The sequence below is a fragment of the Caulobacter sp. genome (assembly GCF_965279145.1).
In the GTDB taxonomy this organism is placed as follows: Bacteria; Pseudomonadota; Alphaproteobacteria; order Caulobacterales; family Caulobacteraceae; genus Caulobacter.
Window position 1 is genome coordinate 1,310,967 of sequence record NZ_OZ257139.1, and the last position, 15,047, is coordinate 1,326,013.

The window sequence follows — 15,047 nt, forward strand, 5'->3', positions numbered from 1 at the left end:
AGAGGGCGTGTAAATCAGACCGCGTTGGCCAGTTCGCGCAAAGCGGCGTTGGCGATCGTCAGCTTGGCGAAGGTCCAGCCGCCGCCGGCCTGCTCGATATCCTCCACCGTGCGCTTGGCGGCGCGGACACGCTCCATGCGCAGCGCCGCCCACGAGGTGACCGCCGCCTTGGCCGACATCTCGTCCTCGCCGGCCTGGGCGTTGGCCGAGAACTTCAGCACGGCCTGGGTGATCATGGTCTGCTCGCTGAGCAGGTCCTCGATCAGACGACGCACGGCCAGACGTTCGAAGGCGTCGCCGCCGACGAACGAACCGGCCGCGCCCCGCAGCCGGTCGAAGCCAAAGGCCGCGCCGGTCTGGTGATACAGGCGCGCCACGTCCTTGACCGTCCAGCTTGAGGCGCTGGCCAGATCAACGAGGTCGGCCGCGATGGTCAGGGGCTGCAGGGCGGCAACCGCCTGGGCCAGGGCCTCGGGCGCGCCGTCGGCGACATAGGTCTTGACCCGCTTGGCCACGACCTTCTGTTCGAAGGCCGACAGGACAGCGGGCGTGATGCCCCGCAGTTCGGCGACGGAGGGACCATAGTTGTCGACCAGGGTCTTGACCGAGGCCTTGTCGCGGAACGCCCGGCGGGCCAGCCAGAACGTCAGGCTGCGCAGGGCGTAGGCCAGGGCCTTGTAGAGCGCGGTCTGACCCGAGGCCGAGGCCTTGTTGTCGAGGGCCGAGACCTGGTCCCACAGCGCGTCGACACCGAGGATCTCGCGGGCGGCGGTGAAGCCCGTGACCAGGGCGTCGGCGTCGCAGCCGGCGGCGGCCTTCAGACGCGTGGCGAAGGTGGGGCCGCACATATTGACCATCTGGTTGCCGACCACCGTGGCGATGATCTCGCGCTTCAGGCGATGCTTCTGCATCTGGCCGGCATAGCGGTCGAGCGCGGCGGGGAAATAGCCGCGCAGGGTGGCCTCGAACCAGGGATCGTCGGGCGCGTCGGAGGCCACGATGTCGTCGAACAGATCCAGCTTGCCATAGGCCAGAAGCACGGCGAGTTCGGGTCGGGTCAGGCCCTTGCCGGCCGCGCCGCGTTCCAGCAGCACGGTATTGCCCGGCAAGCCCTCGACCTTGCGGTCCAGTCGTCCCCGGCTCTCGAGATCGGCCATGTAGCGGGCCTGGCTGTCGACCTCGGACGCGGCGTCGCTTTCCAGCAGGGTCAGGGCCAGGGTCTGGTCGTAGTTATGCTCCAGCACGTGATGGGCGACATCGTCGGTCATCGAGGCCAGCAGCGTGTTGCGATCCGGCCGGGTCAGTTCGCCCGAACGTTCGAGCAGGCCGGTGAGGATCTTGATATTGACCTCGTGGTCGGAGCTGTCGACGCCGGCCGAATTGTCGATGGCGTCGGTGTTGATATGGCCGCCGGCGCCCCCGGCGCCCAATTGGGCGAACTCGATCCGGCCCGCCTGGGTCAGGCCCAGATTGGCGCCCTCGCCCACCACCTTGACCCGCAGATCCGAGCCGTTGACGCGGATCGCGTCATTGGCCTTGTCGCCGGCTTCGGCGTTGCTCTCGCCCCTGGCCTTCACATAGGTGCCGATGCCGCCCAGATAGAGCAGCTCGGCCCTGGACTTGAGGATCGCGGTCATCAGTTCGGCCGGCGAGACGGCCTCGGCCTTGATCTCGAACAGCGCCCGGACTTCCGGCGACAGCGGAATGCTCTTGAGGCTGCGGGGGAAGACGCCGCCGCCGGCCGAGATCTTGGACTTGTCGTAATCGTCCCAGGATGACCGGGGCAGCCTGAACATCCGGTCGCGCTCGGCCCAGGACACGGCGACGTCCGGGTTGGGATCCAGGAAGATATGACGATGGTCGAAGGCGGCCAGCAGCCTTGTCTGCTTGGACAGCAGCATGCCGTTGCCGAACACGTCGCCGCTCATGTCGCCGACGCCGACCACGGTGAAGGGCTCGGTCTGGATGTCCTTGCCCATCTCGCGGAAGTGGCGCTTGACCGCTTCCCAGGCCCCGCGCGCGGTAATGCCCATGACCTTGTGGTCATAGCCCACCGAACCGCCCGAGGCGAAGGCGTCGCCCAGCCAGAAGCCATAGTCCTCGGCCACGCCGTTGGCGATGTCTGAGAAGGTGGCAGTACCCTTGTCGGCGGCGACGACCAGATAGGGATCCTCGCCGTCATGAATGACCACCGACGGCGGCGGCACGACGTTGTTGTCGGCGTCGATATTGTCGGTCAGGTCCAGCAGACCGCACAGGAAGGTCTTGTAGGCCCGGATCGCCTCGGCCTGGACGGCGTCGCGATCGCCGCCGCGCGGCAGTTGCTTGGGATAGAAGCCGCCCTTGGAGCCGACGGGCACGATCACCGCGTTCTTGACCTGCTGGGCCTTGACCAGGCCCAGCACCTCGGTGCGGAAGTCGTCGCGGCGATCGCTCCAGCGCAGGCCGCCGCGCGCGACGGGGCCAAAGCGCAGATGGACGCCCTCGATGTGCGGGGCCGAGATGAAGATCTCGCGATAGGGCTTGGGCGCCGGCAGGTCTTCCAGCTCGCGGGAGGCGATCTTGAAGCTGATATAGGGCTTGGGCTGACCGTCAGCGGCCGGCTGGTAGAAGTTGGTGCGCTGAATGGCGCCGACCAGGGCGGCGATGCGGCGCAGAACGCGGTCGGCGTCCAGGCTTTCGACGGCTTGCAGAGCCTCGCTGATCTTGGTCTCGACCGCCGCGGCCTGTTCCCGGCGACTGGCCAGATCGGCGACCACCGCCGGATCGAACTTGGTCTGGAACAGATCCAGGATCAGGCGGGCGACGCCGGGATGGTCAGCCAGGGCCTGTTCCTGCACGCCCTGGCTGGGATCCAGGCCCGACTGCTGACGATAGCGGGCCAGGGCGCGGATCAGGGCGGCTTCGCGCCAGCCGATGCCCAGTTCCAGCACCAGGCGGTTGAAGCCGTCGCTCTCAGCGCGACCGGTCCAGATGGCGACAAAGGCGACCTCGAAGGCCAGCTTGATGTCGGCGAAGGTCAGGTGCTCGCCCTGCTCGTCGCGCAGCACGAACTCATGCACCCAAACCGGCTCGCGGACGCCCTCTAGGGTCGAGGGAGAAACCTTGTGCCCGTCCTCGATCAGGGCCTTCAGGCCCATGTGCTCGAGGATCGGCAGGACATCGGCCAGAGGCGCGGCCGCGCCCGGGCGATAGAGCTTGAAGCGGAAGGTCACCGCGCTGTCGCCGTCGCGGCGGAAGGCGCGCACGCGCACCGCCTCGTCCGGGGTCAGGGCGTCGACCACTTCGATGTCGGCCAGGGCCTCGGCGGCGTCGTACTGATCGCGATAGCCTGGCGGGAAGGCGCCGGCGTAGCGGGCCAGGGTCTCGGCCACGCGGCCCGGCGCGCCGCCGTCGCGGATCGCCGCCTCGAAGCGGTCTTCCCAGGTGCGCGCCGTCTCGGCGATGGCGGCTTCAACCGCCGCCAGATCCGGCTCGCGATGATCGCCCGGGGTAACGCCGACGATGAAGTGCACGCGCGCCAGCGGCGCGTCGGAGAAGCTGGGATAGTAGGCCGAGACGCGACCGCCGAAGGCGTCGGCCAGAAGCTTTCCTGCCCGCTCGCGGACACCGGAATCGTAGCGTTCGCGCGGCACGAACAGCAGGGCCGAAATGAAGCGATCAAAGGGGTCGCGGCGGGTGAATAGCTTCACGCGCGGCCGGTCATAGAGGTGCAGCACGCCCAGGGCCATGGACAGCAGAACCTCTTCATCGGTCTGGAACAGCTCGTCGCGGGGCCAGGTCTCGAGAATGTTGCGCAGGCGCTTGCCGTTGTGGCTGTCGGGATCCTTGCTGGCGCTGTCCAGGACGTGAGCCACCTTGCGGCGGATCAGCGGGACGTCATGGGCTGGGGTCTCATAGGCCTCGGCCGTGAACAGGCCAACGAACCGGACCTCGCCGGAGGGCTTGCCATCGGCGCCATAACGCCGGACGCCGACATAATCCATGTATCCGCGACGGTGAACACGCGAACGCAGGTTCGACTTGGCCACCACGATCGGATCGCCGACCTCGATATGGTTGCGGATCTGGCTCGACAGGATCGCCGGCTCGCTGCCCCGGCGCAGCACCGTGCGGGCCTGGTCGCGCAGCACGCCCAGGCTGCCCTCGGGCTGATATAGCGGCTCCTCGGGCGCGTATCCGCCATCGGCTGTGCGGGGATATTCGTAGACCCGGGCGCCCAGGAACACGAAATGGTCCGAGGCCAGCCAGTCGAGGAAGTCCATGTCCTCGGCGCGGGCCTCGGCCGGGATGGCCACCTTGGTGTCACGCAGTTCGGTGATGGTGCGGCGCATCAGGGCGCGCATCGCCTCGAAGTCCTGCACGGCGAGACGGACGTCGGACAGGGCCTCGGTGACGGCGGCGATCAGGGCGGCCTCGCGGTCCTCGCCCACCGGCGCGAGATAGATCTGGATCATCGAGCGGCGCTGGCCGCCGGCCTCGACCACCGGGTGGAACATGGCGCGGACCTGGAAGCCGGCCTCGGCCACCGCGCCCATGATGCTGTCGACCAGGAAGGGCCGGTCCAGCTGGATGATTTCAAGCAGGTCGCAGCGCAGGTCGGCGCCGTCGGCTCGGCGCGCCCGGCGCAGGCGGATGGCCGGCTCCGAAACGTCCGTGGCTTCCAGCCCAAAACGCCAGAAGTCCGCCAGGGCGTGGGCTGTGTCGCCGGCCTCGAAGCCCGGCAGTTCGTCTGCCGACCAATCGTCCTGCGCCTGGGCGACGAAGTCGCGGGCCTGATCGGGAAGGGTATTGATCGCGTGGCCCGAAGCCTGCGCGAAGGCCGTCACCAGGGGGCCGATGGCCGCCTCCGAAGCCTGGAGGTCGGTTTTTGCATCAGCCATGGCATTTCCTCGCGAATTTTTGGCGACAAACTAGACTTTTCGGGCCGTCGTTCAACCTGGCCGTCGAAAGTACGCAAAGAATCTTGCTGAATTACGACGCGCTGGATCAGCCAGGGAAGTCGGGAGCATCCGGGGAAGCGGAAGCGCCGCCGGTGGGGGGAGACCGGCGGCGCAGACCCGCCTGGGGGGAAGGCGGGCGTCTTCCGCTTCGGACGCGCTGGCAAAGGCCGGCCTCGTCTCGCGGGGTCCGGCTGGGGTGTGTCGGACCCGTCAGAGATAGGGGCCGCTTTCAGGATTTTAAGTCCCCCCCGGCGACTTTCCGTCGGGAGGTCGACTTTGGTTTTTCAGCCTTCGACGTCTCGTCCCCCGGTGTCGTCCCTACCCCCTGGGGATCACCATCCTCCGACAGCAGAATGGCGATCCAGCGCGAGCCGTCGAACTGGGCCAGGATGACCATGAAGGCCACGGTCAGCGGCGTGGACAGGAACATCCCGGGCACGCCCCACAGCGCGCCCCAGACCGCCAGCGACAGCAGGACCACGGTCGGATCCATGTTCAGGCTGTCGCCCTGCATGCGCGGCAGAACAATGTTGCCGACCACGAAGAAGATCGTTTGCAAGGTCACGAACAGGATGATGGCCGGCCAGAAGCTGTCGGGGAACTGCACCAGGGCGAACAGCGGCGGCAGGAAGCAGCCGATGGCGCCGCCCAGAATGGGGATATAGGCGGCCAGGAAGATCAGGAAGGCCCAGAAGAAGGCGTTGTCGAGCCGCAGCGCCGCCATCGCCACCCATGCGCCCACGGCGATCATCAGGCCGGTTACGGTCTGGATCCAGAGATACTGCTCGACGCCGTCGCGGATGCGATGGAACAGCACCATGGCCTTGCCGCGCTCTCCGCCTTGCGGAAACAGGGCCACGATCTTGCGGTTGAAGCCCCGGCGGGACGCGATGATGAAGCCCAGATAGATCAGCACGAGCACAGCGCTGGCGGCGAAGTTCTGCAGGCTCTGGGCCGCGGCGCCGATATAGCGCTGCGGATTGAGCTGGGTGATCAGGTCACCCAGGGTCGGCGCGACATGGATACCGACCGCGTGGGCGAGTTTGGCGATCACGTCGTTGAGCCTGGGGGCATAGGCTTTCAGCTGATCGACAAAGCTGGCGCTGTTTTCAGCCACCACCCAGACCGAAAGGCCAAAGAGCACGGTCAGCAGGATGATCGCCGTCGGCAAGGCCACGCGCTTGGGGAAGCGCGCCTTGGTCGTCAGGACCCGTGAAAAACTGTCGATCATCACCGCCAGGAAGACCGCCAGGGCCAGCGGCGTGAGGATGTCGCGCATCCACAGCAGCGCCGCGCCGCCCGCGATGACCGCCAGGAAGACCACGGCGTTGCGGGTGGCGGCGGGCGACGAAACAGTCATTCAGGGGCTCCAGGAGATCGTAACACTTTGCCTACCGTGATTGGCGCGGCGCAATAGCGCGGTTAGGCTCGGCGCTTCAGTTTAAAGGATGTTGCATATGACGCTGTCGATTGGAGAAGGCGAGATCCTGATCGGGCTGGGCGAAGGCCCTGTCACCCAGAGACTGGATCGCTCCAACCGACATGGCGTCGTGGCCGGCGCGACCGGCACCGGGAAGACGGTCACCCTTCAGATCATGGCCCAAGCCTTTTCCGACGCCGGCGTGCCCGTGTTCGCCGCCGACGTGAAGGGGGATCTGTCCGGCATCGCCATGAATGGCGCGCCCAACGAGAAGATGCTGGCCCGCGCCGCCTCGATGGACATCACCCTGACCCCGGCCGCGCCGCCGACGGTGTTCTGGGACCTGTTTGGCCAGAAGGGCCATCCGATCCGGACCACCATCTCCGAGATGGGCCCGCTCCTGCTGTCGCGCCTGCTGGAGCTGAACGACGTCCAGGAAGGCGTGCTGACCATCGTCTTTCACGTGGCCGACAAGGACGGCCTGCTGCTGCTGGACCTGAAGGACCTGCAGGCCTGCCTGAAATATGTCGCTGACCACGCCGCCGATATCGGCACGCTGTATGGCAATGTCTCGCCGGCCACGGTGGGATCGATCCAGCGCAAGCTGCTGACCCTGCAGAGTCAGGGCGCCGACAACTTCTTCGGCGAACCCGCCCTGAAGCTGGCGGACATCATGCGCACCGACGTCGCCGGGCGAGGCTATGTGAACCTGCTGGCCGCCGACAAGCTGATCCAGTCGCCCAAGCTCTATTCGACCTTCCTGCTGTGGCTGCTCTCGGAGCTGTTCGAGGAACTGCCCGAGGTGGGCGATCCGGAAAAGCCTCGGCTGGTCTTCTTCTTCGACGAAGCCCACTTGCTGTTCAACGACGCCGAAAAGCCGCTGCTGGAAAAGATCGAGCAGGTCGTGCGCCTGATCCGCTCCAAGGGCGTGGGCATCTATTTCGTCACCCAGAATCCGGCCGACATTCCCGACGCGGTGCTGGGCCAGCTGGGCGCGCGCATACAGCACGCCCTGCGCGCCTATACCCCGGCAGACCAGAAGGGACTGAAGGCCGCCGCCCAGTCGTTCCGCGTCAATCCCTCGTTCGACACGGCCGAGACGATCCAGGCCCTGGGCGTGGGCGAGGCGCTGGTCTCGACCCTCGACGCCAAGGGCGCGCCCTGCGTCGTCCAGAAGACCCTGATCCGGCCGCCGGCCTCGCGTCTCGGTCCGCTGACGCCCGAGGAGCGCACGGCCCTGATCGCCAAAAGCCCGGTGGCCGGCCTCTACGACATCGCCCAGGATCGCGCCTCGGCCTATGAGATCCTGCAAGGCCGCGCCCAGACCGCCCAACATCAGGCCGAGCTGGCGCAGGAGGCCGCGGACGAGGAAAAGCAGCGCGCCGCCGAGGAGAAGGTTCGCGCCCGCGAGGAAGCTCGCGAAGCACGCGTCGCGCCGCGTCCCCGCGCCTCAAGCCGCCAGGGCATGGCCGAGACCTTCGCCAAGTCCCTGATCCGCACGGTGGCCACCCAGGCCGGACGCGAGATCATGCGCGGCCTGCTGGGCAGCCTGCGGAAGAGCAGCCGCTAGGCTTCCCCCGGCCGCCTGTCCAGGACGGCGACAAGCGCTTCGCCCAGCTGCTCAACCCGAAAGGGCTTGCGCAGCAACGGCCATGGCAGCTCGGCCGGCGTCATGGACAACCGGTCGCCCGCATAGCCGGTGGTCAGCAGGATCGCCATGCCCGGATCGCGGGCCGAAGCGGCATGGGCCAGATCCACCCCGCTGACGCCCCCCGGCATGATGATGTCCGACATCAGAAGGTCGAACGGCGCCTCCCGGTCCAGGGCCGCCAGGGCGCTGGCTCCGTCCAGGGCCGTGACCACCGAGCAGCCGAAATCCAGCAAGGCCCCTGATCATCTCATCGGTTGCTCGACGGGATGGCAAGCCTTCTTACGCCGCGGTGCGGCGCGAACGCTTGGCGGGCGCCACGACCGGCGCCGCCGAGGGCGTCTTTGCGCCAGTGAGCGTGGTCCACGCGTCCAGAGCCCCCATCGGCGCGGGCCGCCCGATGGCGTAGCCCTGCAGTTCCGCGCAGTCCTCGCCCCGTAGGAAGCTGATCTGCTCTTCGGTCTCGACCCCCTCGGCGACGACCGGGATCTCCAGGCTGCGGCCCAGGCCCAGCACGGCGCGAACGATGACGGTCGCCCGATCGTGGCGATGAATGTTCTCCACGAAGCTCTTGTCGATCTTGATCTTGTCGAACGGGAACGACTGCAGGGTGGAAAGCGACGAGAAGCCGGTGCCGAAATCGTCCATGGCGATCCGCACGCCCAGGGCCTTCAGCCGGCGCAGATTGTCGAGCGCGCGCTGATAGTCCTTGAACAGGGCGCTCTCGGTGATCTCCAGTTCCAGCCGATGCGGCGAGAGGCCGGACTCGATCAGCACTTCATGCACCAGCGTCGGAAGAGTGGGATCGTTCAACTGCAGCGGCGAGAGGTTCACCGCGATGCGCAAGGGCTTCTCCCAGGACGCGGCGTCACGGCAGGCGCGACGCAGGACCCATTCGCCGAGCGGAGCGATCAGGTCGTTCTCTTCGGCGACCGGAATGAAATCCAGCGGTGGAATCATGCCGCGACTCGGATGCTGCCAGCGAACCAGGGCCTCGAAGCCACAGACCTCGCCGTCGGACGCCCGGGCCAGGGGCTGGTAGTGAACCACCAGTTCCTCGTCGATGATGCCCTGCTTGAGATCGCGCGCCAGGGCGCGGCGCTCGCGGATGGACTCGTCCATCTCGCGCTTGAAGAAGCGATAGACGCCGCGGCCGCTGTCCTTGGCGCGGTACAGAGCCATGTCGGCGTTGGCCATCAAGGATTCAGCCGTGCGGCCATCATCCGGGAACAGGCTGACGCCCAGGCTGGCGCACATGGCCAGTTCCTGCCCGTCAAACGTCACAGGGGCCGCCATCACTTCGAGGATCCGGCCAGCGAGTTCGGCCGCGGCTGCGGGTTGGTCGCCGCCCGCCACCTGCACGACGATGAACTCGTCACCGCCGAGACGCGCGGCGAAGGAGGGCGCGCTGACCAGGTCCTGCAGCCGTCTCGCGGTCTCGACCAGCAGGGCGTCGCCCGCCAGATGGCCGTGCTGGTCGTTGGCTTCCTTGAAGTGATCAAGATCGATGCAGATGACCGAAAGGCTCTCGCCCGACGCCTCGACCCGATCGATGGCGGCCGCCAGACGGGCCTGCAGGGAATTGCGGTTGGGCAGGCCGGTCAGGCCGTCATGCTCGGCCAGATAGCGGATCTTTTCCTCGGCCGAGCGGCGCTCACGCAGGTCGCGAACGGCCAGGACGGTCAGGCCGGAGGTCTCGGTGCGGGCGCCGTCGTCCATCAGGCGCGAGAACACCTCGACAGGGATCTCTCGGCCGCCCTCGACAGGCTGCAGCACGCCTTCGCGACGCACGCCTTCGCGCGACGCTTCCTCGGTATTGTAGGTCAGGATCTCGCCGAACAGGGGCTTGCCCGTCAGCTCGTCCAGGGGCGCGCCAACCAGGTCGCAGAAGGCGGCGTTGGCGTCGTTGATGCGACCGTCCTGGACCACCACGATGCCTTCATAGGCGGCGTTGGCCAGGCGGCGAATGCGCTCGAGGGCCGAGCGCGTGGTCTGGGACTCGATCGCCACCGCGCCCAGTCCCCCAAGGATGATCAGGCCGGTGATGCTGGTCACCGCCAGGGTCAGGACGCCTCCGGACAGCATCTGCTCAGGCACCACGGCGGCGGCGTCGGGCACGATGGTGATCGCCCCCATGCCGGTGAAGTGCAGGGCGCAAACGCCGAGGGTCAGGACCCCGCCGCCGATCAATTGCTTGCTCAGAGAGCGGGCGCGGCCAGCAATGACCAAAGCGAGCGTGGCGCCGACAACGCCGAGGAGGACCGAGGCGCCGACCGTGGCGTGTTCCCAGACCACGTCGCCCTGGGTCACGAAGGCTGTCATGCCGGTGTAGTGCATGGACGCCATGCCCAGACCCAGAACCAGGCCGCCAGCGACATCGTTGGTGCGGGTGCGCTGGGCCGAAGCCACCACGAAACCCGAACCCATGAAGAGCACGGCGATCATCAGCGACAGCAGGGTGCCGGTCGGGCTGTAGCCGGTCTTCAGACCCGGGTCATAGGCGACCATGCCGATGAAGTGCGTCGCCCAGACGCCCGATCCGCAGACAAGGCCAGTCAGCAGCAGCCAGGCGGCCCGCACAAGACCCTTGGCGCCGCGCATGCGGGAATAAAGTCTGAACGCCGTGAAGCAGGCCGCGAAGCAAACCGCCGCCGCCACGGCGACCAAGCGATAGTCATGCTCGGCCGTCAGACAGGTCAAAACCTTCAACACACGCGGTCCCCCGGCTCACTGACCTGGGACACTATCGCTTGAGTTACAAATAAACCGTTTCAGCCCCTATGACGTGACCCCCTGAAACTCCTCCAGAAATAACTAGAGACCGCCCCAGGAGATGGGCGGAAGAATGAAGCGATCACGGTTCACGGAAGAACAGATCATCGGGATCCTGCTCCCGCCGACCCGGCCCACATCTTATCCACGGCCCTTGTCGTGATTGGCAGTGTCTCTCTGGCTGTGGTTCCACGGCCAGAGATGGTCAATCGTCCGATTGCCAATCTTAGGTGTTTGGCCAAGCGCTCCTTCAGCGCGCGCCGGCCGATCGCGACGGAGGGTCATGATCGAGGCGGTCCTGGTTTCGCAACGCCGCGAACGACCCAAAAAAGCGACGTTTTAAGTGCTAGCGTTCCTTTCGGTCGATGCAAGAACGCCTGCAACTGGGTCGATCTGAGATTTTGAGGGAATTGGCTGTTGGGTAGGCTATTTTTTAGTGATTTATGGGGTGAAAGAGCGCTTGAATATCAACTCTTGTAGCGCTGGAAACCCCGCCGATGACCGGAGCTCTATGGCTCATTGCGACGATCTGCTTTGTCCTGGCGATCTATCCGGTCACTCTCTATCCGCTGACCCTGTCGTTCGCGCGCAAGCGTATTCCCAACAGGACCTCGCCGGTTGACCCTCGCCCAACCTTAGCGATCTGCATGTCGGCCTATATGGAGGAGCGGACGATCGTCTCGAAGATCGAAAGCCTGCTCGCCATGGCCAAGCTTTATGGGCCCGCCCGAATCTATGTCTATGTTGACGGCTCCTCCGATCGCACCGCCGAATTGCTTGAATCCTATCGGGACCGCATCGAACTTGTCGTTTCCGAGGCGCGCAGCGGCAAGACCGCAGGCCTGAACCGCCTCGTCGAGCTGAGCACGGAAGAGATGCTGACGTTCACGGACGCCAACGTGAATGCGCCGCCCGACTCGCTCGTCACCCTGCTGCAACGCTTCACCGACCCGATGGTCGCCGCCGTGTCCGCCCGGCTCATCTTCGCCAACAACAGCGAATCGGGCACCAGCGGCAGCACGGCGCTGTACTGGGACATGGAAGAGACGGTCAAACGCATGGAAAGCGACACGATCGGACTGGTCGGCGTTGACGGCGCCTTGTTCATGATCCGTCGCTCGGCCTATGTCGCCGCGCCCAATGAACTGATAGACGACCTCTATGTCTCGCTCATGGTGACGCTGAACGGCGGCCTCGTCGTGTCCGAAGGTTCGGTGCTTGTGGAGGAACGGAACGCCAGCCGCTGGCAAGAAGAGTTCCAACGCAAGCGGCGAATCGCCTGCCAGGCGATCAACGTCCACCGCACGCTCTGGCCGCGCCTGCGCAAGCTTCCCACCGGCCAGCTCTACGGCTATCTCGCCCATCGGGTCCTCAAATGGATCGCCCCGTTCAACATCGCTTTGAGCGCGCTGCTGTTCTGGGTGGGATTCGCCCTTTGGGTGGGTTTCGCTCCGGCGATGAGCCTTGTGATGGCGGGCTTAGCCATCGTGCTGGCCCTCAGCGCTGCGGGCCTACGCTATGCGAGGGGCGTGCTCAGCGCGGTGACGTCGCTGATCGGCGTTGGTCTTGGCGTCCTAGACTCCGTGGCCTTGGGTCGCACCTACACGACTTGGACGCCGGCCCCGTCGATCCGCGTTTAGGACGCGGGCGCCTGGTTGGACCAGCTTCGAGGCGTGCGCCGCGAGCCCATAGGGAACAAGTGTATCATTCCGGAGCGATGCGGCGCCAACAGACGGAAAACAACTCAACCATGTCCATGCGCGCCGGCACGCTCACCCAGAGCGTTAATCAACGTCCTATCGAACAGAGAAGCGGCAATTCTCCTGCGCGCAAACACGCCCGCGCCCTTCGTGCTTGACCAATCCCGGCGCACACTCCCCACCTATGGGGATTGAATTGCCATAATATCCGATCGCTTCATGTTTTTGGCGCTCGTTACCGAGACGCTTGTGACATAACACGCCGGAAAGTTTGGCGACACACCACGGCTACGATAAACCGTCTTGCTCCTGGCATACAGTTTTCTGGCCTACAGCTTGCAGATAGGCTCCGCAGCACGACGGTGTGCGACTTGAGGGGACGTCGTCCATGACGGATGTTTGGGGGTACCAGTTGCACGAGCCCGCGCCGCAGACTTGGTCCAATCGCTTGGACGAGATGGCCATCCGCGCCTGCGATATCGCCTTCTCCCTCGTCATCCTGGTCTTCTGCGCGCCCCTCATGCTCATCACCGCCCTCGTCGTATGGGCCCAGGACGGCGGCTCTCCCCTCTTTGGTCACCTGCGCATCGGCCGCGACGGCAAGACCTTCCGATGCCTGAAGTTCCGCAGCATGGTCACCGACTCCGCAGAACGCCTGGCTAGGCTTCTGGAATCCAGTCCCGCCGCGCGCCAGGAGTGGGAGCGCGACCACAAGCTCCGCAACGACCCTCGCATCACCGCCTACGGCGCATTCATACGCAAAACCAGCATCGACGAGCTTCCCCAGCTCTTCAACGTCCTCCGTGGCGAGATGAGCCTCGTGGGGCCCCGCCCCATCGTCGCCAGCGAGGTCCCTCGCTACGGCCGATACATCTCAAGCTACTATTCCGTCACACCCGGCATCACCGGCCTGTGGCAGGTCAGCGGACGCAACAACACCACCTACCGGCGACGCGTCGTCCTCGACGTCACCTTCGCTCGCTCCAGGACCTTCGTCCTCTACATGAAAATACTCTTCGCAACCGTTCCCGCCGTCTTCCTCTCTCGCGGCGCATTCTAACCCCCCTCCCTTCGGCCAAGCGCCTCCAGCCGCGCCCCCTCGGCGAGGCCAGAGGCGCCTCGCCGTCGGGCGAACCTTCCACCAGCATCTCGACGGGACCACCCCCACTCGAAAGTCTGGCCACGGAGACCACAGTGTTCCCAATCGACGCATGGGTCGATGACATCCTGAGGCGTCTTCCCGGCGGTGGTCGCTTGGCCACCATAAAGGACCGTCTGGCGACGTTCGCGGACCAGGGCTTCCAGGGCCTGGGCAATATCCTGGCGGCGTCCCTGTTCGCCCACGCCCTGTCGCGCGACGACTTCGCGGCGATGGGCGTCGCCATCGGAATCTACTATTTCGTGGCCGGCCTGCTGCGCGCAGGCCTGACCCTGCAGTTCATCGTCATCACCGCGCGGCCGGGCGGTTATGAGACCCAGGACCGACAGGCCTGGTTCTGGCTCAACGCCCTCGTGGTGGCCGGCATCACTGTCCTCTTGGCGGCGATCGCCGCCGTGATGATGGCGCTGCGCGGCGGCGCCTCGCCGACCTTCCAACTGATCGCCGTCGCGATGGCCCTGACCGCGGCGATCACGCCCCTGATGCTCCTCGCCGAGTTCGCTCGCCGCCTGCTCTACCAATCCCGGCTCACGGTCGCCGCAGCCCTCGCGTCGGCCGCCCAGTGCGTCGGCATGGTGGGTCTCGCCCTTGTGGCCTGGCGACTCGGGGGCGGTCTTGGACATGTGGTTGCGGGATGGGCCATCGGCGGCCTAGCGGCCACGCTCATCGCAGTCCTGGCTCAGCCCCCCGGGCGCCCCGGCGGCCTGCGTCGCGGGCTGGACCAGTGGTTCGAGAATCCGAGCCTCGTATTCTGGCAGACCCTGAACCACGTCCCCTATTCCATCGCCAGCAGTTCGCTGATCGTCCTGGTCGGCGCGATCGGCGGAGCCGGGGCCGCCGCTGTGTTCAATGTCGCCCGCACCCTCGCCAATCCCGCAGTCGCGGTGGTCAGCGCCATCGACGCCTTGGACAAACCTCGCGCCGCACGAGCCCTCGCTCATGAGGGACTTGGCGCCGTGGTCCACTCCATCCATCGCACCCGACGGCTGCTGGTCGTGCTGACCGGCGGCTATCTTCTGGCTGTCAGCCTTCTGGCGAGTTGGATCATTCCCTTCGCTTTCGGCCCCCAGTACGCTGGCGCCGAGACGACCGTGCGCATCCTCGCCGTAGCCTTCTTCATTATCTGCCTCAACCAACCCTCGGAAAGCCTGTTGATCGTCCTGGGCGAAAGCCGCCTGATGTTCACGATGCGGTGCGTGGCGGCCGTCGTCACCCTGGCCGGCCTCGTCGTCGCGGCACCCCACGGAACGGTCGGCTTCGGAATCTCGGTGGCCGCCGCCCAGGCCATCAACCTGATGCTGCTGGTGTTCGCCGAGAGGCTGGCGCGGCGCCGCTATGCGATCCGCAACGGCGGCGACGGCGGCCGCGACCCTCGCACACTGCTGGCGATGAACTGAGACGAACC

Annotated in this window: 8 protein-coding genes; 4 read left to right on the top strand and 4 right to left on the bottom strand. The window is 66.2% G+C overall.

Annotated elements, in window-relative coordinates:
* Positions 1–14 precede the first annotated feature (14 nt).
* Together ACQY9P_RS06145 and ACQY9P_RS06150 are read right to left on the bottom strand one after the other, a co-directional pair.
* Positions 15–4,883: an NAD-glutamate dehydrogenase gene (locus tag ACQY9P_RS06145; protein WP_421736149.1), complete on the bottom strand. Its 4,869-nt coding sequence runs from the start codon at positions 4,881–4,883 to the stop codon at positions 15–17.
* A gap of 289 nt (positions 4,884–5,172) precedes the next feature.
* Positions 5,173–6,303 carry an AI-2E family transporter gene (locus ACQY9P_RS06150; protein WP_421736148.1) on the bottom strand — a complete coding sequence of 377 codons (1,131 nt, stop codon included), beginning with the start codon at positions 6,301–6,303 and terminating at the stop codon, positions 5,173–5,175.
* Positions 6,304–6,400: 97 nt separating this feature from the next.
* Between ACQY9P_RS06150 and ACQY9P_RS06155 the strand changes: the two genes are divergently transcribed.
* Positions 6,401–7,933, top strand: a complete 1,533-nt coding sequence (locus ACQY9P_RS06155) for a helicase HerA-like domain-containing protein (RefSeq protein WP_421736147.1) — start codon at positions 6,401–6,403, stop codon at positions 7,931–7,933.
* Here the strand turns inward: ACQY9P_RS06155 and ACQY9P_RS06160 are convergent.
* Positions 7,930–8,247 (bottom strand): response regulator, encoded by a 318-nt coding sequence (locus tag ACQY9P_RS06160; RefSeq protein WP_421736146.1) that lies wholly within the window; start codon positions 8,245–8,247, stop codon positions 7,930–7,932. The two genes, ACQY9P_RS06155 and ACQY9P_RS06160, sit on opposite strands and share 4 nt — an antisense overlap.
* A 46-nt stretch (positions 8,248–8,293) precedes the next feature.
* Positions 8,294–10,723 carry a bifunctional diguanylate cyclase/phosphodiesterase gene (locus tag ACQY9P_RS06165; RefSeq protein WP_421736145.1) on the bottom strand — a complete coding sequence of 810 codons (2,430 nt, stop codon included), beginning with the start codon at positions 10,721–10,723 and terminating at the stop codon, positions 8,294–8,296.
* A 557-nt stretch (positions 10,724–11,280) separates the two neighbouring features.
* On the opposite strand from ACQY9P_RS06165, the gene ACQY9P_RS06170 reads away from it, so the two are divergent.
* The 3 genes from ACQY9P_RS06170 to ACQY9P_RS06180 all read left to right on the top strand — a co-directional run bounded on the left by ACQY9P_RS06170 (position 11,281) and on the right by ACQY9P_RS06180 (position 15,039).
* Positions 11,281–12,423, top strand: coding sequence for a glycosyltransferase (locus ACQY9P_RS06170; protein WP_421736144.1), 1,143 nt, complete (start codon positions 11,281–11,283; stop codon positions 12,421–12,423).
* A 448-nt stretch (positions 12,424–12,871) separates the two neighbouring features.
* Complete coding sequence (locus tag ACQY9P_RS06175) at positions 12,872–13,543, top strand: sugar transferase (RefSeq protein ID WP_421736143.1); 672 nt, start codon at positions 12,872–12,874, stop codon at positions 13,541–13,543.
* A 194-nt stretch (positions 13,544–13,737) separates the two neighbouring features.
* The gene (locus ACQY9P_RS06180; protein ID WP_421736142.1) at positions 13,738–15,039 is read left to right on the top strand and encodes a lipopolysaccharide biosynthesis protein; all 1,302 of its coding nucleotides are present in this window, start codon (positions 13,738–13,740) and stop codon (positions 15,037–15,039) included.
* Positions 15,040–15,047: the final 8 nt, after the last annotated feature.